Genomic DNA, 21,731 nt, shown 5'->3' with positions numbered 1-21,731 from the left:
CCGGCGCATTGAGACCCAACCCTCTCAGCAACACCGTTCCAGTGATCAACTAGCCCGATCGGGGCCGGTCAATTTGGCCCCTGGCCCCGATCGGTGGTGGTGGTTTACTGGCTGGTTTCATGCCCCCAACCGATCGCCACAGCCCACTAGAGCCAGCCCAGCGCAATCAAGGGCGAGCGCCATCAACCAAACTCTAGCTAGCCCCGAAGACCGCGCTCAGAATGCTCCCGTGCCTTCTAAGACTTAAGTTGCTTTAAATGCTGAAATTTAAGTGGAGGTTAGCGGACTCGAACCGCTGACATCCTGCTTGCAAAGCAGGCGCTCTACCAACTGAGCTAAACCCCCGCGCCGTTGTGCGGCGAAACCAAGTTTAGCAAATTTTCCGGAAGATGCAAGCCCCTTGCGCAAAAAAAGTTGCCCCGATGGCGTTGATCTAGGAATTCGCCGCCTCGGCCCGTAATTCTTGGATCAGTTGCTCCAAGCCTGAAACATCCGTTTGATAGACCGAATTACAGAAATGGCAGGTGGCCTCTGCGCCACCGTCCTTGACAATCATGTCCCGAAGTTCATCTTCGCCCAACGTCTTCAGGGCCCGCAGCACACGCTCATTGGTGCAACCACAGTGGAATCGCAACATTTGCACTTCCGGGAAAATTTCCAACCCCATATCTCCCAACAAATCTTGCAGGATCTCAGGCAAAGACTTGCCGCTCCGCAAGAGTGGGGTGAACCCCTGAAGGGCTTCAATGCGGCTTTCCAACAGCGCCAGGGCCGAATCCTCGATCGAGGCCTGCGGCATGACCTGAATCAGCAATCCCCCGGCCGCCGTTACCCCGTCTGGCTCCACAAACACCCCCAAGGAAAGGGCCGAAGGCGTTTGTTCAGAATTTGCCAAGTAATGCGTCACATCCTCAGCCACTTCCCCGGACACAATTTCCGTGGTGCTGGAATAGGGATAGCCATAGCCAAAATCACGCACAGCGTAGAGGTAGCCTTTCCCGATCGCCCCGCCCACATCGAGCTTGCCCTTGGCATTGGGTGGCAACTCCACACTAGGATTACCCACATAACCCCGAGCCGTGCCATCACAGCCCGCATCCGCCATCACCACGCCCAAGGGCCCATCACCCCGAAAGCGCAAGTTAACGCGAGCTTCCGTGCGCTTCATGTTGGCGGCCAGCAGCAAGCCGGCCGTCATGGTGCGACCCAATGCAGCGGTGGCTACGTAGGATAGGTTGTGCCTGGCGCGGGCTTCGTCGGTCAAACGGGTGGTGATGGCTCCCACCGCGCGGATACCCCCATCGGCGGCAGTGGCTCGGATTAGACGATCGCCCATGACAAAACCCTTACATTTCTTAACCTGCGTTATTAATTCATTGTATCCATTGGATCTGTCCAAATTACGGCATAACCTACGGAATACGGAACCCCAAAGCCTATGTTCGGCACATTTCAACAAGCCCAGTTGCGCATTGAACTCGAAGCCTCCGCAACCCTAATTGGCGATAGCATTCTGCGCCCTAGCGAATGGCCCCATTGGATTGGCCCCCAGCGGTTTTCGGCAAATTTGCCCGATCGCCTGGTCACCGGCACGACCTACACCAGTTGGCTGGGGCCCCTGGAAATTCAGCATCATGTTCAGTGGGCAAACGATCGGGGCCTCTCGCTCATTCTGGCCGGGGCGATCGATGGCCACCACGAATGGCATTGGGGCGATGGGTGGCTGCAATCGCGCGTTGAAGGGATCTCGATTTTGCCCTTGCGGTTAGGTCATGTGACCAGTTTGTTGCGCCTGAAGGCCTATCTCAGCCGCCAGAACAGCACCGTGCGATCGGGCATGGCCACCTAGAGCCTTTGCTCAGTGGCCTCCAAACACCAGTTGCGCCAGTCCCGATCGCCCCTAAAGCGGCTTTAAGTGGGGCCCGTTTGTTGCAAGGACTGTTCGGCATAGACCCGAAAGCGCTCCAAATCCGCTTGTAGCGTCGATTCCACAATCCGCCCCAAAAACAGCCGATCCATCAACTGCCCAACGATCCCCGGCATGTCGTAGGCGATGCTCATGCGGACGATGCTGCTGCCCTTGCGATCGTAAAACCGCACGGCTCCCCGGTTGGGCAACCCGTCGATCGATTCCCACTGAATAATTTGGTTATCCACCAGTCGCACAATCCGCGACTTCCAATCAAACCGGAAATTTCCCGAAGCAAATTGCCAAATGGAAATATCCGGATCCGCATCGGAAATATGCACCGAATCAATCCATTTCATCCAGCGGGGCATTTGTTCTAGGTCAGACCAAAGGCTCCACACATGCTCGATCGGAACCGGAACTTCTACTTGAACGCTGTGTTCGAGCCAGTCGGTCATGGGGAATTGGCGGGCTGCTGCGATCGCCCGGTGAAACGCTCAACCGATGCCTACGATAGCACTCTGGCTCTCGGTCGTGGCGATCGCCTGGCCCGCCGCCCGGAGTTGCCCGCCCTGCCGGAAACGCCAACGGGGGCGATCGATCTACGTTGGGGATGGCGGGCGAAATTACCAGGGGCGATGGATGGTGGAAAAGGGCCAGGCGGTGGGGTCGGTGACGTGGCCGTGTTTGACGGGGTTGTGGTGGATGTAATGAACGTGGTTGTGGAAATCAGCTTCGTCACGGATTTTGTGCTCCCAAAACCGGCGCTGCCAATAAGGAAGCTCACAACGACGATCGCGCGATCGACTGCTGGGTAAATCGATTGGCAATTGACGGGCACAAATCCGACTGGTGCGCGTTTTGATCAATCGCCATCGGGTTGAGAAATCATCGTCGTCTGCCGGTAATGTCCAAATGCAATGCAGATGATCGGGCAACAACACAAAGGCATCGATCGAAAACGGGTAAGCGGCCTGCGTGGTACGAATGGCTTGGCGCAGGGCTTGGCGGGCGATCGGTTCACAAAGCCAAGGTGATCGGCCATGGGTGACCACCGTAAAAAAATACGCGGCTCCCGTCTCTCGCCACCGCCGATAATTCGGCATGACTCTCCCTCCCAATTATCGGATGTCCCCACCCCGCCCCCGTATCCGTAGGGTGCGTAGGGCAACGCTCCTTTGAGTCCCAGCGCTCCCTTCTTGCCCTACGCACCGCTGCAATGTCTTGGCCCAACGAATTTGTGGGGATTGTCGTCGATGGCGGGGCGGTTGCGGTGCGTGGGAGCGGTTGCGGTGCGTGGGAGATTATCGGGCAATTGTCGTTAATTCGATCGCGTGCTCCCACACACCCTACGGCTCCTGAGGTTTCGCGCCTGATCGTCCAATCGGTAAATGTACCCAACAACCTCCTAGAATCAAAAGGGTTAACCATTCGCGCTAACGCTTCAAAGGAGCCACAAATTCCCTGTGGTGGGGACTTTGGCGCGCTGCTCAGGTTTTAAGGGGTCTGGATTATGGCTTTCACGTCGATCGTTCGTGCCTTGCAGCGGTCTCCCTTGACGGAGGAGTTTTTAGGACGGCTCGATCGCGATCGCCAGTTGATTTTTAGCGGCGCGGCCCAGTTGCCCAAGGCCTTCACAATTTCGGCGCTGGCCCAAGCGCGGGGGCGATCGCTGCTGGTGGTGACGGCGACGCTGGAGGAAGCCAGCCGCTGGGCTGCCCAGATGGAGGAGATGGGCTTTGGGGCGCTGCATTTTTATCCCACCTCGGAAGCCTCGCCCTACGAACCCTTTGACCCGGAGCAGGAAACCCTCTGGGGCCAGTTGCAGGTGTTGGCGGATTTGCGGGGGCGATCGCTCCACAGTGACCCAAAGCCGATCGCGATCGTCACCACCGAACGCGCCCTGCAACCGCATTTGCCCCCCGTGGCAGCCTTTGATCCCTACTGCATCAATCTGGAGCCGGGGGCCGAGTCAGACTTGAGTGATTTGGGGCGCAAGCTGGCGCGGCTGGGCTATGAGCGGGTTTCCTTGGTGGAAACGGAGGGCCAGTGGAGTCAGCGGGGCGACATTATCGATGTGTTCCCGGTGTCGTCGGAATTGCCGGTGCGGTTGGAGTGGTTTGGCGACGCTTTGGAGCGGATTCGGGAGTTTGACCCGGCGAATCAACGATCGCTCGATCCGGTGGCGCGGGTGGTGCTGACTCCGACGGATTTTGGGCCGATCGTCCGGGCGGCCTTGGGTTGGGAGCCGGAACCCGTGGACGAACCGGAGGCGGAAGCGGAGTTGCGATCGGACGCGGAAGGGGTGCGGCGGCTGTTGGGGCGGGCCTTTGAGCAACCGGCTTGCTTGCTGGACTATTTGCCCGAGGGGACGATCGTGGCGATCGATGAGATCGACCATTGCGGGGCCCATGCCGATCGCTGGGTGGAGCAGGTGGGCGAGCATTGGTCGATCGTCAATCAACACCCGGACAGCTTGCCCCACGGGGAACCCCTGCGACCGATTCATCGCACCTTTGGCGAGGTGTTGGCAGCGCTCGATCGGTTCGATCGCTTCTTTCTCAGTGAGCTGGCGACGGAGGTGGCCTCGCCCCTGATTGCCAACCCGCCCCGGCCGATTAATTTGGCTTCCCGACCCGTGCCGCCCACGCCGCACCAGTTCAGCAAGTTGGCGGACTTCATTCGCGGCGAGGTCGATCGCAAATTCGCCATTTGGCTGCTGTCGGCCCAGCCCAGCCGCTCCGTAGCCCTGCTGCAAGAGCACGACTGTCCGGCGCAGTTTGTGCCCAGCCCGCGCGACTTCCAGGCGATCGATCGGCTCCAGGGCAACCACACCCCCGTGGCGGTCAAATATTCCGGCTTGGCGGAACTCGAAGGCTTCGTGCTGCCCACCTATCGGATCACGGTGCTGACCGATCGGGAATTTTTTGGTCAGCACGCCTTGGCCACGCCCGGTTATGTGCGAAAACGTCGCCGCGCCACCTCTAAACAAGTCGATCCCAACAAGCTGGCTCCCGGCGATTATGTGGTGCATCGCAACCACGGGATTGGGCGGTTTTTAAAGCTCGAAAAAATCGTTTTTGACAACCAAACCCGCGAATATTTGGTGTTGCAATACGCCGATGGCCTATTGCGGGTAGCGGCGGATCAAGTGGGCAGCCTGTCGCGCTATCGTCGCACCCAAGATAGCCCGCCGGAATTACACCGGATGACCGGGAAAGCCTGGGAAAAAACGAAAGCGAAAGTCCGCAAAACGATCAAGAAATTGGCGGTGGATTTGCTGCAACTGTATGCGGCGCGATCGGAACAACGGGGCGTGGCCCTGCCGCCGGATATGCCTTGGCAACAGGAACTAGAGGACTCATTTCCCTACCAACCCACGCCGGATCAACTGAAGGCAACCCAGGACGTAAAACGAGACATGGAGAGCGATCGCCCTATGGATCGCTTGGTCTGTGGCGATGTGGGCTTTGGCAAAACGGAAGTGGCCGTGCGGGCCATTTTCAAGGCCGTCACCGCCGGAAAACAATGTGCCCTGCTGGCTCCCACCACGATTTTGACCCAACAGCATTACCACACCTTAAAGGAACGATTTGCGCCCTACCCAATTCAAATTGGGCTGATGAATCGATTTCGATCGCCCCAGGAACGCAAGGAAATTCAACGGCGTTTGGCCACCGGAGAATTGGACATTGTGGTGGGAACCCATGCCCTCTTGAGCAAATCAACTCAATTTAAAGATTTGGGTCTTTTAGTGGTTGATGAAGAGCAGCGCTTTGGGGTGAATCAAAAGGAGAAAATCAAAGCCCTGAAAACCCAAGTGGATGTGTTGACCCTCAGCGCCACACCGATTCCGCGAACGCTCTATATGGCGCTCTCGGGTATTCGGGAAATGAGCTTGATTACGACTCCACCGCCCAACCGCCGCCCGATCCAAACTCACCTGGCTCCCTACGATCCAGAAGCGGTGCGATCGGCGATTCGGCAAGAACTCGATCGGGGTGGGCAAATTTTCTACGTGGTGCCTCGGGTGGAAGGCATTGAAAAGGTAGCAACGCAATTGGTGGAGCTGGTTCCTAGCCTGCGAATTGCGATCGCCCACGGGCAAATGGACGAGGGTGAATTGGAAGCCACCATGCTGTCCTTTGGCAGCGGCGAAGCGGATATTTTGGTCTGCACCACGATTGTGGAATCGGGCTTGGATATTCCCCGCGTCAACACAATTTTGATTGAAGATGCGGAAAAATTCGGGCTATCTCAGCTCTATCAATTGCGCGGCCGCGTCGGTCGGGCCGGGGTGCAAGCCCATGCTTGGTTGTTCTATAACCGCCAAGGATTACTATCAGAAGCCGCCCGCAAACGACTGCGCGCGATTCAAGAATTTACTCAACTGGGATCGGGCTATCAACTTGCCATGCGCGATATGGAAATTCGCGGCGTTGGTAATTTGTTGGGCGCAGAACAATCGGGACAAATGGAAGCGATCGGCTTCGATCTCTACATGGAAATGTTGCAAGAAGCGATCGACGAAATTCGTGGCCAAGCAATCCCGCAGGTGGACGATACCCAAATCGATTTGCACCTAACGGCCTTTATTCCCAACGATTACATTCCCGACTTGGAACAAAAGATGAGCGCCTATCGATCGGTTGCCGCCGCCAGCAGCAAACGGGAACTCACGGAAATTGCCGCCGACTGGAGTGATCGCTACGGCCCCATTCCGCCCGCTTGCCTGCAACTGTTGCGGGTGATGGAACTGAAACAGACCGCCAAGCAGCTCGGCTTCTCTCGGATTCGGATCGAGAATAAACAGCACGTGATTTTGGAAACGCCGATGGAAGAACCGGCTTGGAAGTTGTTAGCAGAAAACCTGCCCGACCACCTGCGATCGCGCTTTGTCTACATGCCGAAAAAGGTGATGGTGCGTGGTTTGGGCGTGGTAAAACCGGAACAGCAACTAGACAATTTGATCGATTGGCTAGGTCGAATGCAAGGTGCACTACCGGAAGCGCCGTTGAAGGCTTCCTAGACAAAATGGAGCTTTCGAGACTTAGCAGCCCATCCAATGACTGGATAGGGCTTCTGCTTGCTGCAAGACGGTTTGAATCGCAGCTTTTTCTAAATCTGGTGGGTAGCCGTGTCTTTTGAGAATGCGCTTAATGGCAGTTCGCAGGCGAGCACGGGCGCTTTCCCGATGGGCCCAATCGATCGTGATGTTTGACTTCAAACTGATCAAGAGTTCGTGGGCAATCACTTTCAGGCTGTCATTGCCCATCACTTCAACCGCGCTTTCATTCTCGGCCAGGGCATCATAAAAAGCGATTTCATCGGCAGATAAACCTTGCTCCTCGCCCCGCTGCCGTGCGGCTTGGACATCCCGAGCCAAATTAATCATTTCCTGGATCACTTCAACGGCGCTGATCGCGTTGGTGTGGTAGCGGGCGATCGTCTTTTCCAATCGTTCAGAAAATTTCTTTTCTTCGGTAATATTCGTGCGACTGCGAGAGTGGATTTCATCATTGAGCAATCGCTTGAGGGCTTCGAGGGCGAGATTCTTCTTGGGCATTTGCTGAATTTCCAGCAAAAAATCATCGGAAAAAATCGAAAGATCCGGGGAAGACAGCCCAGCCGCCCTGAGGATATCGATCATTTCAGTGGAGGCAATGGCCCGATCGATCATTTGCTGGACGGCAAATTCCCGGCCGGTCGTGGTTGGTTGAGCAGTTGCGGTTGATTGCACCAGCGCAGCGCGGATTGCTTGGAAGAAGCCCACTTCATCGCGAATTTGGCGACCTTGATCGCTAGAACTAGCCAGGGCAAAGGCTTTGGATAAGGCTAAAACAACATCTTGATAGTGGCGGTGGGCGCGTTTTTGGGCGTTTTCATCGGTTTCTTGCTGGGCGGCTTGGTGCTGTTTTTCCAGAACCCATTCGATCGCCTCAGCCATCACCACCAAACGTTCTTGAGCTGTACCTATCAAGCCGCGTTGGTAATCGAAACCGTGGAAAAGGGCGCGCACAATATCGTACTTTTCCAGCATGACGGCGATCGCCTCGGCTTCATCGATGCCCGTGCGTTCTTGGTCTTGGGCGGAATAATCGCGGAGGGCTTCCTTCAGGCGTTGGGCAATGCCGATGTAGTCCACAACCAGGCCCGCAGGTTTATCACGAAAAACCCGATTCACACGGGCGATCGCCTGCATCAGGCCATGGCCTTTCATGGGTTTGTCCACGTACATCGTGTGCAGGTCGGGGGCATCAAACCCAGTCAGCCACATATCCCGAACGATCACCAATTGCAGGGGATCTTCCGGGTCTTTTAGGCGTTTTGCCAGCAGATCGCGGCGGGCCTTGTTGCCAATGTGGGGTTGCCATTCCAGGGGATCAGCAGCAGAACCCGTCATCACGATTTTGATCCGGCCGGTGTTGTCATCCAGGCTGTGCCAATCGGGACGGAGCGCGATGATTTGGTCGTAGAGCTTGATGCAAATCGATCGACTCATACAAACAATCATGGCCTTGCCCGTCAAAGCCGCAACCCGATTTTCAAAGTGTTGAACTAAATCGGCGGCAACTAGTTTAAGGCGAGATTCTGCGCCGACTAGCGCTTGAACCGTAGCCCATTTTTGACTCAGTTTTACCCGCTCTGATTGTTCCTCGTCCTCCAAAAGTTCTTCGATTTCCGCATCAATTTGGGGTTTTTGATCTTCGGGGAGTTGAATTCGAGCGAGGCGGTTTTCGTAATAAATCGGCACGGTTGCGCCATCTTCCACGGCGCGGCTGATGTCGTAGATGTCGATGTAGTTGCCAAAAACGGCGGGCGTGTTGACATCACTAGCCTCGATCGGTGTGCCCGTAAACCCAATAAACGAGGCATTGGGCAGGGCATCGCGCAGATATTTAGCGAAGCCGTAGGCCATGTCGCCCGTGGTGCGATCGAGCTTGGCGTTAAACCCGTATTGGCTGCGGTGGGCCTCGTCGGCAATCACGATGATGTTGCGCCGATCGCTCAACAGGGGATACGTGGTTTCGCCTTTCGTGGGGGCGAATTTTTGGATCGTGGTGAAAACAACGCCCCCGGCGGCCCGGTTCAGAATGGCTTGCAGGTCTTCGCGGCTGTCGGCCTGTTGGGGTGTTTGGCGAATCAGGTCGCGGCACATGGAAAACGTGCCAAAGAGTTGATCGTCTAGGTCGTTGCGATCGGTGATCACAACGATCGTCGGATTTTGTAGGTCAGGATGGCGCACCAGTTGGCCAGCATAGAACGCCATTAGGAAGCTTTTGCCGGAGCCTTGGGTATGCCAAATCACGCCGGCTTTTTGATCAGTTTGGATCGCAGAAACAGTGCGGGCGATCGCCTTGTGGACGGCGTGGAATTGGTGATAGCCAGCGATGATTTTACGGATGCCGGAGCCGGAGTCGCTAAAGACCGTGAAGTTTTGAATGAGGTCTAGGAAGCGTTGTTTTTCAAATACGCCCTCAATCAGCACGGCCATTTGGGGTTGACCTTTGGGCGCGATCGCTATTCCGTCGATCGTGGGCCAGGGCGCGAAGCGTTCTCGATCGGCCGAGAGGGAGCCGATGTGGGCGGTGAGTCCATCGGTGGTGATCAGGGCGGCGTTGGTGCGAAAGAGTGCGGCGATTTGGGCTTTGTAGGTTTGGAGTTGGTTATAGGCAGCGGTGAGCGTGTCGGTGGAGCTACCGGGTTTTTTAATTTCGATTACGGCGATCGGCAGACCATTAATAAAAACCACCACATCGGGGCGGCGTTTGTGGCCGTTTTCAATGACCGTAAATTGGTTGAGGACTAACCAATCGTTATTGTCGGGGTTGGCAAAGTCGATCGCATAGACTTTATCACCGCGAATCGTGCCATCTTCGGCGTAAAACTCCACATCAATTCCTTCAACTAAGGCTTGATGGAGTCGCCGATTCTCTTCAATTAAATTGGGCTTTTCGGTGGCAATGATTTTTTTAAACGCATCATCGCGGGCAGCGGCGGGAATCGTTGGGTTCAGGCGATCGAGGGCGGCGCGCAACCGTTGGCTCAGGATCGTATCGGCATAAGCTTCCCGTTCTGGCTGGGAGCCGTCGGGGTTGACCACAACATCCGCCCGGTAGCCATAGCCGAGGGTTTGGAATTGCTCAAGGAGGAGTTGTTCAACCTGGGCTTCGCTGAGGTAGGGCATGACGGGAGCTGCTGATTTTGATCAAGGTTTCTGTTATTGGCTTTTCACTGAACTAACATCCATTTCAGAATGCCCAGGACTTTTTGGACGGGCATGGCGGGATAGGTGGTCAAATCAACGGTGACGGTGTTGGCTTCTAGTTTGAGAAATTGCCAAAGTTTGCCGCTGGTGACTGAGCCATAAATCACTGAGATGGGCTGTTCCTGTTGTTGGTTATAAATTTGGGCGGCGACCATTTCGGCGACGCATTGGCCGAGGCCAGATTCCAACTCGCCGCGTTTGGCTTCCACGATCATTAGGACGGGTGCATCAATCGTTAATCGACTTTCCGATCGACTAAATAAAAAATCACAGAAGCCATTCAGACCCCGATCGCGATCGACATCAAACTCTTCACCCGAAAAGAGTTGTACATGTCGGTTAGCAAGTCTTCTGGCTTCTAGCAAAATGGGACTCACCAACATTTCAGAGAGTGCTTTTTCGGTGCGAGCGGCCTGGGCGATCGGGAACCATTCAGCGAGAATGCTGGCCATTTCGGGCGAGGGTTCTGCGGGCGGCAAGGTTTCGCAGAAGGGAGCATCTTTAACTTTGAGTTTAAATAGGTCTTTGACGGAGTTTAGGGTGAAGTTGTTGTAGGCCATAGCGGTTCAAATAGATCACGTTACCAATTGTTCAATCAGTTCTTCTGGCTGAGATAGGTAGCAAATATTGGAAAATTCAGCAAGTTGGCTGAGATGGCTAGAACTCCACACATCTAAGCTGTCATCAAATAACGAAATGAAGTGTAATGGTTCTGTGGTGAGTTGCAATTGATTTAAGTCAACCCAAGCAGCCACGGCGTTATTCACTTTGCTACTAGCCGCCCCCCGATTGCCGGTGCTTAGAACTTTAATTAAGGTGCTGCGTCGTGGGTGTCTCGTTTGAAAGTCCATAGACCAAGAGCGAGCCGATCGCCCCACTACCTTAATATCTCGTTCATAGGGAATTTGACGCTCTTCTAGAAGGTCGGCAAGATCATCATTCACGGTGCTGGCGAGTCGAGTTCGATTCAGCAACCACAAATTAGATGCAGCGATCGCGCCTTGGGCAAGTCGAGTGATGGCTTTTGCTAGGTTATTTTGCACCCGAATTAATAGCATTCCCTCGTATAATTCAACGCCGTAAGTCACTTGAATATCTTGCAGAAACCATTCTTGCTTTTTGGATAGGGACTGCCGAAATGTTTGCAGATCTAGCCAGCGCAGGGTTTCGCCGAGGTCGGTTAAGGTTTGGGTTTCGGGCTTAAGAAATAAGTCGATTACGTCGCCGTCGGGATAAAGATAGGGAGTCCGAATCCGCACCAAGCCATTCACCTCGGAGCAGGTGTAGAGTTGCCCGATGGTGTCTGCAATCAGTTGGCAGGGTGCGGCGGTCATGAGAATAGGGTTAGTTGCGGGGCGGGGGGCGGTGTCATGATGCCATTATGAATGACTTTTGCTTCTTGGCAGAACTGCTGCCAAACCTGGATGGGGTCAGTGGCGGGGGCGGTAATATCTGGCGGAACGTAGGCTTGTTTGTCCCGTAGGGGTTCGTACCAGCGGTGTTTGTGTTTTTCGCCGACATATTCGCCGTTGGGGTTGCGATGATCTTTGCCAAGATCGAGTCCATAAATCCGTCCAGCGGCGTGATGAATGATGTGATAGGACAGGGCAGCAATAATCGGGTTGTAGCTGCCTTTGAGAAAGAGGGGATAGCCCGCAGGACTGATGATTTCTGCCCGAAAACCTGACCAAGGCGATCGCTCTTTTTTCCAAGCAATATCGCCTTCGATCGATTTATTGGGGTCGTTGATCAATGTTTCAAATTCTTCCTGATTCAGCACTACAGCACCTCTTCAGCCATTTTTTCGGCTTCTTTGACTCGGATTTCGCCGGACATGAAGCTCTGGGGGAGGAGACGATCGCGCAGGTCGGCCAAGGTGCGATCGGGCTGAGAGAGCTTGCTATACAAAATGACGGGATCGATGTCTGCGCCGTTGTCCCAACAAATTGTGCCGAGGTCAGGATCGACGCGGACGGTTAAAAAGTATTCGTGATTTTTGAGGGCTTCAAAGATGCCTGTAAATTCGATGATTTCGATCAGATCAACGATTCCCTGTTGATTATCTTCAAAGGTTAGAAAAAGTTGATAGTCCTGAATGGGTTTAACAGAAATAATGTCTTTTAACATTGGATTGGCTTAAGGAATCAACAAACTTTAAGGCGAAGTTTGAGAAGGATTTCAAAGTATTTCTAAGCTAGACTTGGCTAAGTACTGCTAGTCAGCTTCTTCTAGATTAGTCTCTGGGGATTTAATATCCATCAACTCAGCATCTCGGCAGGCATCAAGGGCCGCCTTATAAGCCTGCCGATCGACCCCAAATAAGAGCCGCGAAGGTTCAATAGCAAGAGGAATTTCATCGTCATTGGGTAATTTAGCTGTGATGGAGAGACACCCATCATCTTGATATTCATCCACCTTCAAGACAGTATATTTATCAATTATCGTGTTGGAAGGTTCAAACCGATCGTAAGGTTCCAGAGTGTGCAAGGGGTCTAATCCTTGCTCTATATAGGCTTCATGTAAAAAGGTTACAATTGCATCGGCGGCTAGAATTGCGGTGCGGCGATGGTGAATTGAGAGTTTGGTGATAAAACCATCTCTCCCGTGACTAATTGTGCCTGCTTCATTTCTGAGAACTCGCAGTGCTTCTGCAAGACGGTTATATTCTCGGATTAAATCTGAAAAGGCGCGATGTCTGATTTCTCCTAGCTTTAACATCTGGGTGGCAATCCCAAGAAGCTTGCCAAGCTTAGGATCAGATTCAGTAGGTTTTTTGGGATTCTGAGGATCATCTAGGGTTTCGATAATGACCCTACAGGCACACTCAACCATTGCTTTTGCCGCGTCAATACAAGCATCCTGTTCTTCAGCAAAGGTTTGTTCTAATGTTGCGAAGGTGTTTTGTAGGGTTTGGGCATGATTCCAATGTTGGCAGAATGCCCGAATGCCGGGATACCAATCTGCTGTCATACCGCCTCCTCCACGAGTTTTTCAGCATCTTTAACCCGAATTTCGCCGGACATGAGCTTGGGGAGGAGGCGATCGCGCAGGTCAGCAAGATCATCCGAGCTTTTGGAGTTGCGGTATTGTAGATTGAAAAGATTTTCTGCCAAGCTGCTGAATTCTCTAATGATTTCGATATTGGGCTTAGGCACAAATAAATTATGTATATGATTTCGATTCAACGTTGGGACCGCAGAACCAGCATTAAACGAACTGAAATCAATATTTTGCAAAAGAAAGTAAGCATATATTGGAGTTGTATCAATATACTGCTTAATCCAAAGTGATGTATTCAGTGGCCAGAATTTTTCTTGTATGTAAAAAACCTTTCCTAAAACTCCACTTCTTCCCGTGGTAACACCTGGCGGTTCAACCATATATTCGTTGTGGGTTCCATTGAAGCCACTAGCTGCAATAACCGGGAAATTTCCATTTTGTCTTTTTGATTTTGGAAGATCAAATCCTCTTTGCAAAACAACTAATTCGTCTAGTCTACTAAGTTTCCAACCCGTCGGTATACCTGTTTCAGGGTCGATCGCCCCTGGGAACAGCGACCACAAATGCTCCGGCAGATAGGCAGCGCGGCCCGACATCTTGGCGCGGGTGGGGCCAAAGTCCACAAACCAATCCTTGAAAATTGCCCTGGCCATGGCCTCCAGGGTTTCGTTCATCCGCCGATTCAGCTCGATTTTGTCGTCGAGAGAAGAGAGGATACGGGCGATCGCTTTTTGTTGGGGTAGGGATGTGTAAGGAATCATCAAAGATTGCAGATCACTACTTCTTACACCAGAAGCACCCGCACCTTGCTCTACAATGGCTTCTATCAAAGATCTTCCTTGAGGACTTCTGAATAGATAGTAATAAAACTGAGGATTAGCCTTATTTTGATCTAATCGGACTCGGATTATATGTGATTCAAAAGCTACTTCCTCAATATCTCCAAGAAATATAGAGCATTTTCCAGCACCGGCAAGCACTAGAGATTGTCTCGCAAAAAGCAAATCATCATTTTTTAATAACGCAGACTTTTCATTTTCTGCTAGAGGTACTCTGTCGCATTCAAGATTTTTAAGGCGGTCATGCCGAAAAATTTCACCCATGTTTACAAATTTAACTCCATGCCCTCGGACACGCTTAGGCTTGGTTAATCCATTTCGGGAAGGTTCCGCATATAAAGAACCAAACTCACATGTAATCCACTCACTCATCGATCGCTCTTCCTTTACCTTCAATAATTTCATCTAACGCTGCTGTCAATCGCGCCACACTCGGCAAAACCGCTCGCAATTCTTCCGGTAGCTCTTGCTGATAACGGGCAATGGCGATCGGCTTGTTCACATCCCGCAAGGCATACTCCGCGATCGGTTGATCCTGATCGACAATTGGTGAAACACTCTGCTGCAAAATTGCCGCATTCCCTAACCATCCACGGGTAAACTCTCAAAAACAATTTCTTCATAGAACTGCTCGATCGGCGCGCTCAAACCAATACTTTTAAGCTCCACGCGATCGCCCGATCGATAGCTCAGGATTAGCCAATCTCCCGCATCATTCTTATGATAAAGATCGATCGCCATCTCATCGGAACTGACCAACACATAATCAATTAAATTCGGATTGCGGCGATATTTCTCAAACTTCTTGCCGCGATCATAAGCCTCGGTACTCTCTGACAACACCTCAACGATCAAGCAAGGATAAGTAATGTAGAGAGGATGCTCTCGATCGCGATCGTCGCAAGTCACGCTTAGATCGGGATAGGTGTAGTTTGGCGTATGGAGAATATTGACTCGACAATCTGAATTGTAAGCTTTACAACCACGACCCCGAAGATGAGGTTTGATGATCGATAGAATGTTGCCTGCAATGTCGCTGTGATTCCTCGTTCCACCCGTCATCGCATAGACACGACCATCAATTAACTCGTGTTTCTCGAGTTGCTTCTCTTCCCAAGCAAAATACGCTTCGGGTGTAAAGTACTGTTCCTGCTCCCTAGCGGCGATCATACGCATCTCCTAATCGGTCGGTGCGGCCTGCAACTTAAAATTCATAGCCTAATCCGCGCAAATTCTCCCGAATAGCTATCTCCAGCTTAGACGATTCCTTGAACTGTTCCGCCAGGGTTGCTGTCAACTCCGCCATGCGCTCTTCAAAGGGCACATCGTCCTCTTCAGCCGCCGCCGCTCCCACATACCGCCCCGGCGTGAGCACATAATTGTGGCCGCGAATTTCGTCTAGGCTCGCCGATTTGCAAAACCCCGCCACGTCTTCATAGCCGCTGCCTTCTCGCCAAGCGTGATAGGTGTCCGCAATTTTGGCCACATCCTCTTCGCCAAATTCGCGACGGGTGCGATCGACCATATAGCCCAACTTGCGGGCATCAATAAATAGGATTTCTCCCCGGCGATCGCGCAGCTTTTTATCCCTCGCGATGCCGTTTGATTTATCCTTTGCCAAAAACCACAAACAGGCCGGAATTTGCGTTGAATAAAACAACTGCCCCGGTAACGCAATCATGCAGTCGATCGCGTCCCCTTCAATCATCGCTTTTCGGATCTCGCCCTCACCGCTCTGTTGCGACGACATCGACCCATTCGCTAACACCACGCCCGCCGTTCCCCTGGGGGCCAAATGATGCCAAATATGTTGTAACCAGGCATAGTTCGCATTGCCCGCTGGCGGAATGCCAAATTTCCAGCGCCCATCTTCCCGCAGGCGATCGCCACCCCAATCGGAAATATTAAAGGGCGGATTCGCCAAAATAAAATCGGCGCGCAAATCGGGCAATTCGTTCTTATGAAATGATCCATCTGAATTCCAACGAATATCGGAATCAATCCCTCGAACCGCCAAATTCATCTTGCATAGTCGCCAAGTGGTGTAGTTGCTCTCTTGGCCATAAATGGCAATGTCGCCAATTCGCCCCGCGTGGTCTTGCACAAACTTTTCCGACTGCACAAACATACCGCCGGAACCACAACAGGGATCATAGACCCGCCCTTGGAATGGTTGCAGCATTTCCACCATCACCCGCACGACCGATCGAGGCGTGTAAAACTCCCCGCCCCGCTTCCCTTCCGACCCGGCAAATTGACCCAAAAAATACTCGTAGACCCGCCCCAAAACGTCCCTGGCAGTATCCTGAGTCTCGCCCAACGCAATATTGGAAATCAGATCGATTAATTCACCCAGCATCACTGCACTAAGCGCTGGCCGGGCGTATTCCTTCGGCAGCACACCTTTGAGTGAAGCATTCTCTTTTTCGATCGCCAACATTGCCTCATCAATCAACTTCCCGATCGTCGGCTGTTTGGCGTTGGCTTGCAGATGTGACCACCGGGCCACCGGGGGAACCCAAAAAACGTTTTCGGCCATGTACTCGTCCCGGTCTTCCAGAACTTCCGCATCGTCGGGAAATTCTGCGATCAGTTCTTGCCGCCGCCCTTCAAAGCGATCGCCAATGTGCTTCAGAAAAATTAAGCCCAAGGCAACGTGCTTATAGTCCGATGGCTCCATGTTGCCCCGTAACTTATCCGCTGCCTTGAACAGGTCGGACTCATAACCAAGGTTGGCACCCTGATTAGTGGTGGATGCGGCAGACTTCGGCATGGAGATAGGGATCAATTCTGAGTTAGGAGACCATTCATTATATTCAGAAGCGAGTAGTGCCTGTGGGTGATGGCTTTCGGTAACGGATCGCTTACACCGCGAGGCTTGCAGTCGCTCATCATTACTGAATTCTGGCACGACTCGAAACTCTATTGCTGCTGGGCTATACCCATTTCAGTGATGGGTAGTTGATCCCCTCAGGTCTAGGCTTGGCTGGCTTTAGGGCGGAAAATGTGGCGGTGATCGCCGCTGTAAAGGCGCGATCGGGCGGTGGTGGCCGTGGTCATGGCATCCAGGGCCGGACTAATCACATAAAGAACGGTGCGAGTTAGTTTTTCCTGGTGGGTGATGCTGGCCAACTCATCCAACCGGCAAAGTACCACTCGCTCATCCTCCCAGCCAATCCGGTAGCAAACCGCGATGGTCATCTCCGGTGGGTAATGGGCCGCGAGCTGGTCTTGGGCCCGCTGGGCATGGTGGGCACTCAGGTATAGACAAAGGCTGGCTTTGTGGGCGGCCAGGCTGGCCAAATCTTCCGCGTCGGGCACTTGGGTTTCGCCTCGGGCCCGGGTGAGGATGATGCTTTGCACCAGGTTGGGCACGGTCAGCTCCACGGCCAAGCGGGCGGCGGCCGCTTGGAAGGCGCTGATTCCGGGAACCACTTCAAAGGGAATCTCTTGCTCCAGCAGTTGGGCCACCACTTCATGGAGTGCGCCATAAAGGGAGGGGTCGCCGTCTTGCAGTCGCACCACCTGTTTTCCGGCTCGGGCCCGATCGATCAACGTGGGCAACCAATCTTCTAAGACGAGCGATCGGGTGTCGATCACTTCCACCTCGGGCCGGCAATGGCTCAACATCGCTTCCGGCACGAGGGAGCCAGCAAAAAAGACCGTATCAGCCGCCGCCAGGAGTTTTTGACCTCGCACGGAAATGAGGTCGGGGTCACCGGGCCCCGCGCCCACAATCCGCACGGTGGCGGGGCGATCGAGGGCCGACTCGGGCAAAGGGGTCATAGGATTGATTGCGGGGCTGGAATCGGAGGTCATGGGGTTTTGCGGCGGGCGGCATTGGAGCCTGGGATAGAGCGCTGAGGCAGCGCGGCGGAGGTGGACTCCATGGCCCAACGGCGATAGTCAGCACTCAGCCGTTCTACCAAGCGATACTTCATCCTTGCCAGCACTTGGGTCAACAGCAGTTGCCCCGTGGACTGTACGGTGGCGGCCGGCAGGCGATCGATCGGTGGGGGCAATTTCACACGCACCCCTAAATCCACCACGCCCTTTAGGCGATCGCCCGCCGAGGTGCTAATGGCTCGCATTTGGCCGGCTAACTCCAGGGAAAAGCCGTTGCCCAACCCCTTGAGGCCCACCAGCTCGCAACCGACCGATCGCAACCGCACCACGCCCGCTTCGTCGGCCCAAACCCGCAAATCCACCACGGGTTGAAACTGCAAATGGGCAAAGGTTAGGGGTTGCACCGAAAGCCGATAGCGATCGCCCCCCAGGGCCACCACGCGCCCGGGTTGGGCCGCCGCCAACGCGACCCGGTGCGGCTGACGCAGATATTCAGCGACCGAGCGACGCATCGGCGGCACCGGCATATCGATCGTCTGTGAGGCAGAGAAGCCAGCAGCCACCGAAAAAGTCCCCGCGTTAGGTTCAACTCATCCTTGGGCAACGGCGGTCACCGCCGGGCTGTCACCACAGGACAGCTCCTTGGCAAGCGGTTGACACGGATTAGACCCGATTAGACCCAAAATTTGGGGACTAAGCATGACTTAACGCTACCCAATGCATTCCATCATACCGGTTTGGGCGATCGGCGGGGGGCGGCCAGCCGAACCCTCCCGATCGCCCAGAGTGGCGGTGCATTTTGCCAAAACCCTGGTCTCGGGGCGATCGGTTGGCTCCAATTCGGCCCAAGACTGGGCACATCAACCGGCACAGTCGGGATCTGGAAATCGTATTCTGAGAACTGTCTGCGAAGAACTGTCTGCGAAGAACTGTCTGCGGAAAACTTTCTGCGGAGAACTTTCTGCGGAGAACTTTCTGCAAACTGGGCAGCGATTCAAAACGAGGGTTAATCAACGGTTCTTGATGCCCGCTGCCGATTCCGCACCCTGCAACTTTCTAACTCCGCATACCGGATTTCATACCCCATATTCTGGCGATGGCTATGGCGATGACCGATTCCCCCCACCCAATCACGATTGGCTACCTTGGCCCGGCGGGAACCTATGCCGAGGCCGCCACCACCGGCTATGCCCAGTGGCGATCGAGCCAGGAAGCCTTCCTAGGGGAGTTTCGCCCCTACCCGAGCATTGCCAAAACCCTGGAAGCGGCCGCCAGCGGCGAAGTGCCCCTGGTTGTTGTGCCCGTAGAAAATTCCATTCAAGGCAGTGTCACCACCACCCTCGACACCCTTTGGCAACTGGAGGGGTTACATGTGCAACAGGCGGTGTTGCTCCCGATCGCCCATGTGCTAGTGACCCAAGCCCCCACCCTGAAGACCATCACCACGGTCTATTCCCATCCCCAAGCCCTGGCTCAATGTCAGCGGTGGATCGAAACCCATTTGCCCAACGCCAAACCCCTGCCCACCAATTCCACCGCCGAAGCCTTGACCAACGTGCAGGAACAGCCCCAAACCGCTGCCATTTCCTCGGAGCGAGCGGCCCAACTGTATGATTTGCCCGTTTTGGCTCGCGATATCAGTGACTGCCCGGACAATTGCACCCGGTTTTGGGTCATTGCCCGAGAACCGGCACACCTCACCGGCAGCCACACGGCGATCGCCTTTTCAACCATTAACCGGCCCGGCTCTCTTTTGCAGCCCCTGGCCACCTTGGCGGAACGCGACATCAATCTCTGTCGGATTGAATCTCGTCCCTCCAAGCGCGGCCTGGGGGATTATGTCTTCTTTTTAGATTTGGAAGCCGGGCAACAGGAAGCTCGCACCCAAGCGGCATTGGCAGAACTGCGCGATCGGGTGGAAACCTTGAAGGTATTCGGCAGCTACGATGCCCTAAAGCTGACCTAGGACTATTTGGCCCAGGCGCGTTGGGCTAGCCTTGCGAGATCTGGCGGGATTTCGCTGAATCGTGCTGAATCGGGAAGGCTAATTGCTGAGATCGCGAGCAATCTAGTGCGATCGATTGCTGGCTGAAGGTTGGGGCAGTTGCAGCGGTTGCGGCGTGCCTGTCAGGTCTGCCGGAACTGTCACCGCAGCCGAATGACGACGAGACTGCTTCACCAAGTGGTTAAACAACTGTTCGTAGCGATCGAGCGACGAGTCAAAGCTATACATTGCCAATGCATGTTGGCGACCCTGACGACCCAGCCGTTCAGCCCGATCGGGATCCTGAGCCAGGGCCAAAATCGCCTCCGCCAAAGCCTGGGGCGACTCCGGCTCCACCACAATTCCCGCCTCACTGCGTCGGATCGCCTGGGCTGCCGTGCCATGGCTTGGCACAGATCCAATGATCGGCCGACCGCTGGCCAAAATGACCTGGGTTTTCGAGGGCATATTAAAACCCACCACATTGCGCCGCTGCACAATCAAGCTCACATCCGCCGCCGCCATCATCTCCGGCAGTGCTTCCCGAGGTTGAAAAGGCAACAGCTTGACCCGATCGCTCACGGCATTTTCACGGCAATATTGCCCCAATCGCTCGATCGCCCGCGCCTCGCCCACAATCACGAACTGAATCGGGGCCGCCTCGGGCCGGCCATCCAGCACCTTTGCCGCATCAATCACCGTTTCCAGCCCTTGAGTCAAGGCAATATTGCCCGAATAGAGCACCACAAACTTGCTCTGTAACCCATGGGCCGCACGAAATGCATTGTTCTTCGGCATCGGCTGCACAAAGTTCACATCCACCCAGTTGGGAATCAGGGCAATCTTGTTGGGCGACACCCCCTTGCTCACCAGGTTGTCCACAAAACCTTCCGCGATCGCGCTGATCGCCGTTGAGGTTTTATAGGCAAATCGCTCCAGGGCCTCAAAAACCTGAATCGCCCGCTTGCTGGTAATCAACCCCGTATGCACCGCCGCTTCGGGCAAAATATCTTGCAAATTCAAGATCAAAGGGCAGCGATACATCCACCGCAGCAGGGCCGCCGGAACCGTCGCCGCCAACGGAGGCGAAGTCATCAACATCACATCGGGTCGCCAACCATTCAGGGCCCGCAGAAAACTCGTGATCGCAAAACTGCCATCCAGGGCCAACCGCGTCAGCAGGCCGGGCTTGGGTCGAATCCAGACATAGCAGCGATCGATTCGCACGTTGTTAATCACTTCCGTGCAATACAACTTGCCCCGGTAGCCTTCGTAGATCCGCCGTTCCGGGTAGTTTGGCATTCCCGTCAAAACGCGGACTTCGTGACCACGCCGAGCCAGCCCCTCCGCTAGCTCAGTCATCAACGGCGCAATCCCAATCGGCTCAGGATGGTAGTTGTAGGAATAGATCAGAATCTTCATAGCCTTGGGTTTACCAGGTTAAGGGTGACGTAGAACAAGGAGTGACTATGTTGTGGTTTCGCCCATCTAATTGCACTTGAGCATCCCGCAATCAAGCCGATCGTGATGCGGCTGTTCCTATTCTGTTGATTCCCTGATGCAGCGTCTGTAACCAGGAAAAACCGCAAGCTGCGATCGGGGGCACACCCTAACACCCTTAGGATTGGTTGAAGTGCAGTTTTCATGGGTCAAAGCACCTGTGACCGGGCGATCGCGAATTCACACCACCACCCTATATAACCTTCGCCCAAGAGCCGGTGCAAAATTCATTGCGCCCAGCTCAAAGACGCGCCACTGACTCCTGATCATCCGTCAGCAAAATGGTTAAGTAACTTAATCAAAATGGGTAAGAACACGATCGGCCATGACCAAACGGGCAATGGGATCATGCAAGCGGCTCGATCGTCCCTGAACAGCGCTGAA

General features: G+C 54.2%; 19 protein-coding genes and 1 tRNA gene. 3 read left to right on the top strand and 17 right to left on the bottom strand.

The features are described from left to right. Positions 1–272: 272 nt before the first annotated feature. Positions 273–345, bottom strand: a tRNA-Ala gene (locus VPK24_RS10350). Positions 346–433: 88 nt separating this feature from the next. Further along, positions 434–1,336, bottom strand: coding sequence for an Hsp33 family molecular chaperone HslO (hslO, locus tag VPK24_RS10345; protein WP_099533461.1), 903 nt, complete (start codon positions 1,334–1,336; stop codon positions 434–436). Between the two features lie 102 nt (positions 1,337–1,438). On the opposite strand from hslO, the gene VPK24_RS10340 reads away from it, so the two are divergent. Next, positions 1,439–1,849: a hypothetical protein gene (locus tag VPK24_RS10340; protein WP_190353596.1), complete on the top strand. Its 411-nt coding sequence runs from the start codon at positions 1,439–1,441 to the stop codon at positions 1,847–1,849. A 62-nt stretch (positions 1,850–1,911) separates the two neighbouring features. Here the strand turns inward: VPK24_RS10340 and VPK24_RS10335 are convergent, their stop codons facing one another. Both VPK24_RS10335 and VPK24_RS10330 read right to left on the bottom strand, forming a co-directional pair. Next, positions 1,912–2,367, bottom strand: a complete 456-nt coding sequence (locus tag VPK24_RS10335; protein WP_190353597.1) for an SRPBCC family protein — start codon at positions 2,365–2,367, stop codon at positions 1,912–1,914. A gap of 168 nt (positions 2,368–2,535) precedes the next feature. Continuing rightward, the gene (locus VPK24_RS10330) at positions 2,536–3,015 is read right to left on the bottom strand and encodes an REP-associated tyrosine transposase (RefSeq protein WP_393012838.1); all 480 of its coding nucleotides are present in this window, start codon (positions 3,013–3,015) and stop codon (positions 2,536–2,538) included. Between the two features lie 407 nt (positions 3,016–3,422). Between VPK24_RS10330 and mfd the strand changes: the two genes are divergently transcribed. After that, a complete protein-coding gene (gene mfd, locus VPK24_RS10325) occupies positions 3,423–6,938 on the top strand; it encodes a transcription-repair coupling factor (protein WP_393012835.1) in 3,516 nt (1,171 codons plus the stop codon). Positions 6,939–6,959: 21 nt separating this feature from the next. Here mfd and VPK24_RS10320 read toward each other — a convergent pair whose 3' ends face one another. The 12 genes from VPK24_RS10320 to VPK24_RS10265 all read right to left on the bottom strand — a co-directional run bounded on the left by VPK24_RS10320 (position 6,960) and on the right by VPK24_RS10265 (position 18,426). Further along, the gene (locus VPK24_RS10320) at positions 6,960–10,097 is read right to left on the bottom strand and encodes a type I restriction endonuclease subunit R (protein WP_393012832.1); all 3,138 of its coding nucleotides are present in this window, start codon (positions 10,095–10,097) and stop codon (positions 6,960–6,962) included. A gap of 44 nt (positions 10,098–10,141) precedes the next feature. Next, complete coding sequence (locus VPK24_RS10315; RefSeq protein ID WP_190533097.1) at positions 10,142–10,738, bottom strand: hypothetical protein; 597 nt, start codon at positions 10,736–10,738, stop codon at positions 10,142–10,144. Between the two features lie 15 nt (positions 10,739–10,753). Continuing rightward, entirely contained in the window at positions 10,754–11,512 is a 759-nt protein-coding gene (locus tag VPK24_RS10310; RefSeq protein WP_393012828.1) for a DUF1828 domain-containing protein, read from the bottom strand. Further along, a complete protein-coding gene (locus tag VPK24_RS10305) occupies positions 11,509–11,958 on the bottom strand; it encodes a DUF6978 family protein (protein ID WP_393012825.1) in 450 nt (149 codons plus the stop codon). Before VPK24_RS10305 ends, VPK24_RS10310 begins: the two co-directional genes overlap by 4 nt. Further along, a complete protein-coding gene (locus VPK24_RS10300; RefSeq protein WP_393012822.1) occupies positions 11,958–12,305 on the bottom strand; it encodes a DUF2442 domain-containing protein in 348 nt (115 codons plus the stop codon). The genes VPK24_RS10305 and VPK24_RS10300 overlap by 1 nt, the downstream gene beginning before the upstream one ends. An 87-nt stretch (positions 12,306–12,392) precedes the next feature. Further along, positions 12,393–13,148, bottom strand: a complete 756-nt coding sequence (locus tag VPK24_RS10295; protein WP_393012819.1) for an abortive infection family protein — start codon at positions 13,146–13,148, stop codon at positions 12,393–12,395. Beyond that, positions 13,145–14,389, bottom strand: a complete 1,245-nt coding sequence (locus VPK24_RS10290; protein ID WP_393012816.1) for a restriction endonuclease subunit S — start codon at positions 14,387–14,389, stop codon at positions 13,145–13,147. Before VPK24_RS10290 ends, VPK24_RS10295 begins: the two co-directional genes overlap by 4 nt. Beyond that, entirely contained in the window at positions 14,382–14,585 is a 204-nt protein-coding gene (locus VPK24_RS10285; RefSeq protein WP_393012814.1) for a hypothetical protein, read from the bottom strand. Before VPK24_RS10285 ends, VPK24_RS10290 begins: the two co-directional genes overlap by 8 nt. Positions 14,586–14,599: 14 nt before the next feature. Continuing rightward, positions 14,600–15,187, bottom strand: a complete 588-nt coding sequence (locus VPK24_RS10280) for a Uma2 family endonuclease (protein WP_393013188.1) — start codon at positions 15,185–15,187, stop codon at positions 14,600–14,602. A 34-nt stretch (positions 15,188–15,221) separates the two neighbouring features. Continuing rightward, positions 15,222–16,790 (bottom strand): class I SAM-dependent DNA methyltransferase, encoded by a 1,569-nt coding sequence (locus tag VPK24_RS10275; protein WP_393012812.1) that lies wholly within the window; start codon positions 16,788–16,790, stop codon positions 15,222–15,224. A gap of 203 nt (positions 16,791–16,993) precedes the next feature. After that, the gene (gene cobM, locus VPK24_RS10270; RefSeq protein WP_190353688.1) at positions 16,994–17,803 is read right to left on the bottom strand and encodes a precorrin-4 C(11)-methyltransferase; all 810 of its coding nucleotides are present in this window, start codon (positions 17,801–17,803) and stop codon (positions 16,994–16,996) included. 29 nt (positions 17,804–17,832) lie between these two features. Then, complete coding sequence (locus VPK24_RS10265; protein WP_393012810.1) at positions 17,833–18,426, bottom strand: DUF1997 domain-containing protein; 594 nt, start codon at positions 18,424–18,426, stop codon at positions 17,833–17,835. A 545-nt stretch (positions 18,427–18,971) separates the two neighbouring features. Between VPK24_RS10265 and pheA the strand changes: the two genes are divergently transcribed. Then, entirely contained in the window at positions 18,972–19,829 is an 858-nt protein-coding gene (gene pheA / locus VPK24_RS10260; RefSeq protein WP_393012808.1) for a prephenate dehydratase, read from the top strand. A gap of 102 nt (positions 19,830–19,931) precedes the next feature. On the opposite strand, the gene VPK24_RS10255 is transcribed toward pheA, so the two are convergent. Then, positions 19,932–21,269, bottom strand: coding sequence for a glycosyltransferase family 4 protein (locus tag VPK24_RS10255; protein WP_393012806.1), 1,338 nt, complete (start codon positions 21,267–21,269; stop codon positions 19,932–19,934). Positions 21,270–21,731 lie beyond the last annotated feature (462 nt).

This window comes from Limnothrix redekei LRLZ20PSL1 (assembly GCF_043235035.1).
Taxonomy (GTDB): domain Bacteria; phylum Cyanobacteriota; class Cyanobacteriia; order CACIAM-69d; family CACIAM-69d; genus CACIAM-69d.
The sequence above is the reverse complement of the archived record's forward strand: the minus strand, read 5'-3'. Positions and strand labels throughout refer to the sequence as shown.

Bases quoted from the DNA above. Each gene is read 5' to 3' on its own strand.
- hslO (WP_099533461.1), bottom strand. From the start codon at position 1,336: ATGGGCGATCGTCTAATCCGAGCCACTGCCGCCGATGGGGGTATCCGC.
- VPK24_RS10340 (WP_190353596.1), top strand. From the start codon at position 1,439: ATGTTCGGCACATTTCAACAAGCCCAGTTGCGCATTGAACTCGAAGCC.
- VPK24_RS10335 (WP_190353597.1), bottom strand. From the start codon at position 2,367: ATGACCGACTGGCTCGAACACAGCGTTCAAGTAGAAGTTCCGGTTCCG.
- VPK24_RS10330 (WP_393012838.1), bottom strand. From the start codon at position 3,015: ATGCCGAATTATCGGCGGTGGCGAGAGACGGGAGCCGCGTATTTTTTT.
- mfd (WP_393012835.1), top strand. From the start codon at position 3,423: ATGGCTTTCACGTCGATCGTTCGTGCCTTGCAGCGGTCTCCCTTGACG.
- VPK24_RS10320 (WP_393012832.1), bottom strand. From the start codon at position 10,097: ATGCCCTACCTCAGCGAAGCCCAGGTTGAACAACTCCTCCTTGAGCAA.
- VPK24_RS10315 (WP_190533097.1), bottom strand. From the start codon at position 10,738: ATGGCCTACAACAACTTCACCCTAAACTCCGTCAAAGACCTATTTAAA.
- VPK24_RS10310 (WP_393012828.1), bottom strand. From the start codon at position 11,512: ATGACCGCCGCACCCTGCCAACTGATTGCAGACACCATCGGGCAACTC.
- VPK24_RS10300 (WP_393012822.1), bottom strand. From the start codon at position 12,305: ATGTTAAAAGACATTATTTCTGTTAAACCCATTCAGGACTATCAACTT.
- VPK24_RS10295 (WP_393012819.1), bottom strand. From the start codon at position 13,148: ATGACAGCAGATTGGTATCCCGGCATTCGGGCATTCTGCCAACATTGG.
- VPK24_RS10290 (WP_393012816.1), bottom strand. From the start codon at position 14,389: ATGAGTGAGTGGATTACATGTGAGTTTGGTTCTTTATATGCGGAACCT.
- VPK24_RS10280 (WP_393013188.1), bottom strand. From the start codon at position 15,187: ATGATCGCCGCTAGGGAGCAGGAACAGTACTTTACACCCGAAGCGTAT.
- VPK24_RS10275 (WP_393012812.1), bottom strand. From the start codon at position 16,790: ATGCCGAAGTCTGCCGCATCCACCACTAATCAGGGTGCCAACCTTGGT.
- cobM (WP_190353688.1), bottom strand. From the start codon at position 17,803: ATGACCCCTTTGCCCGAGTCGGCCCTCGATCGCCCCGCCACCGTGCGG.
- pheA (WP_393012808.1), top strand. From the start codon at position 18,972: ATGACCGATTCCCCCCACCCAATCACGATTGGCTACCTTGGCCCGGCG.
- VPK24_RS10255 (WP_393012806.1), bottom strand. From the start codon at position 21,269: ATGAAGATTCTGATCTATTCCTACAACTACCATCCTGAGCCGATTGGG.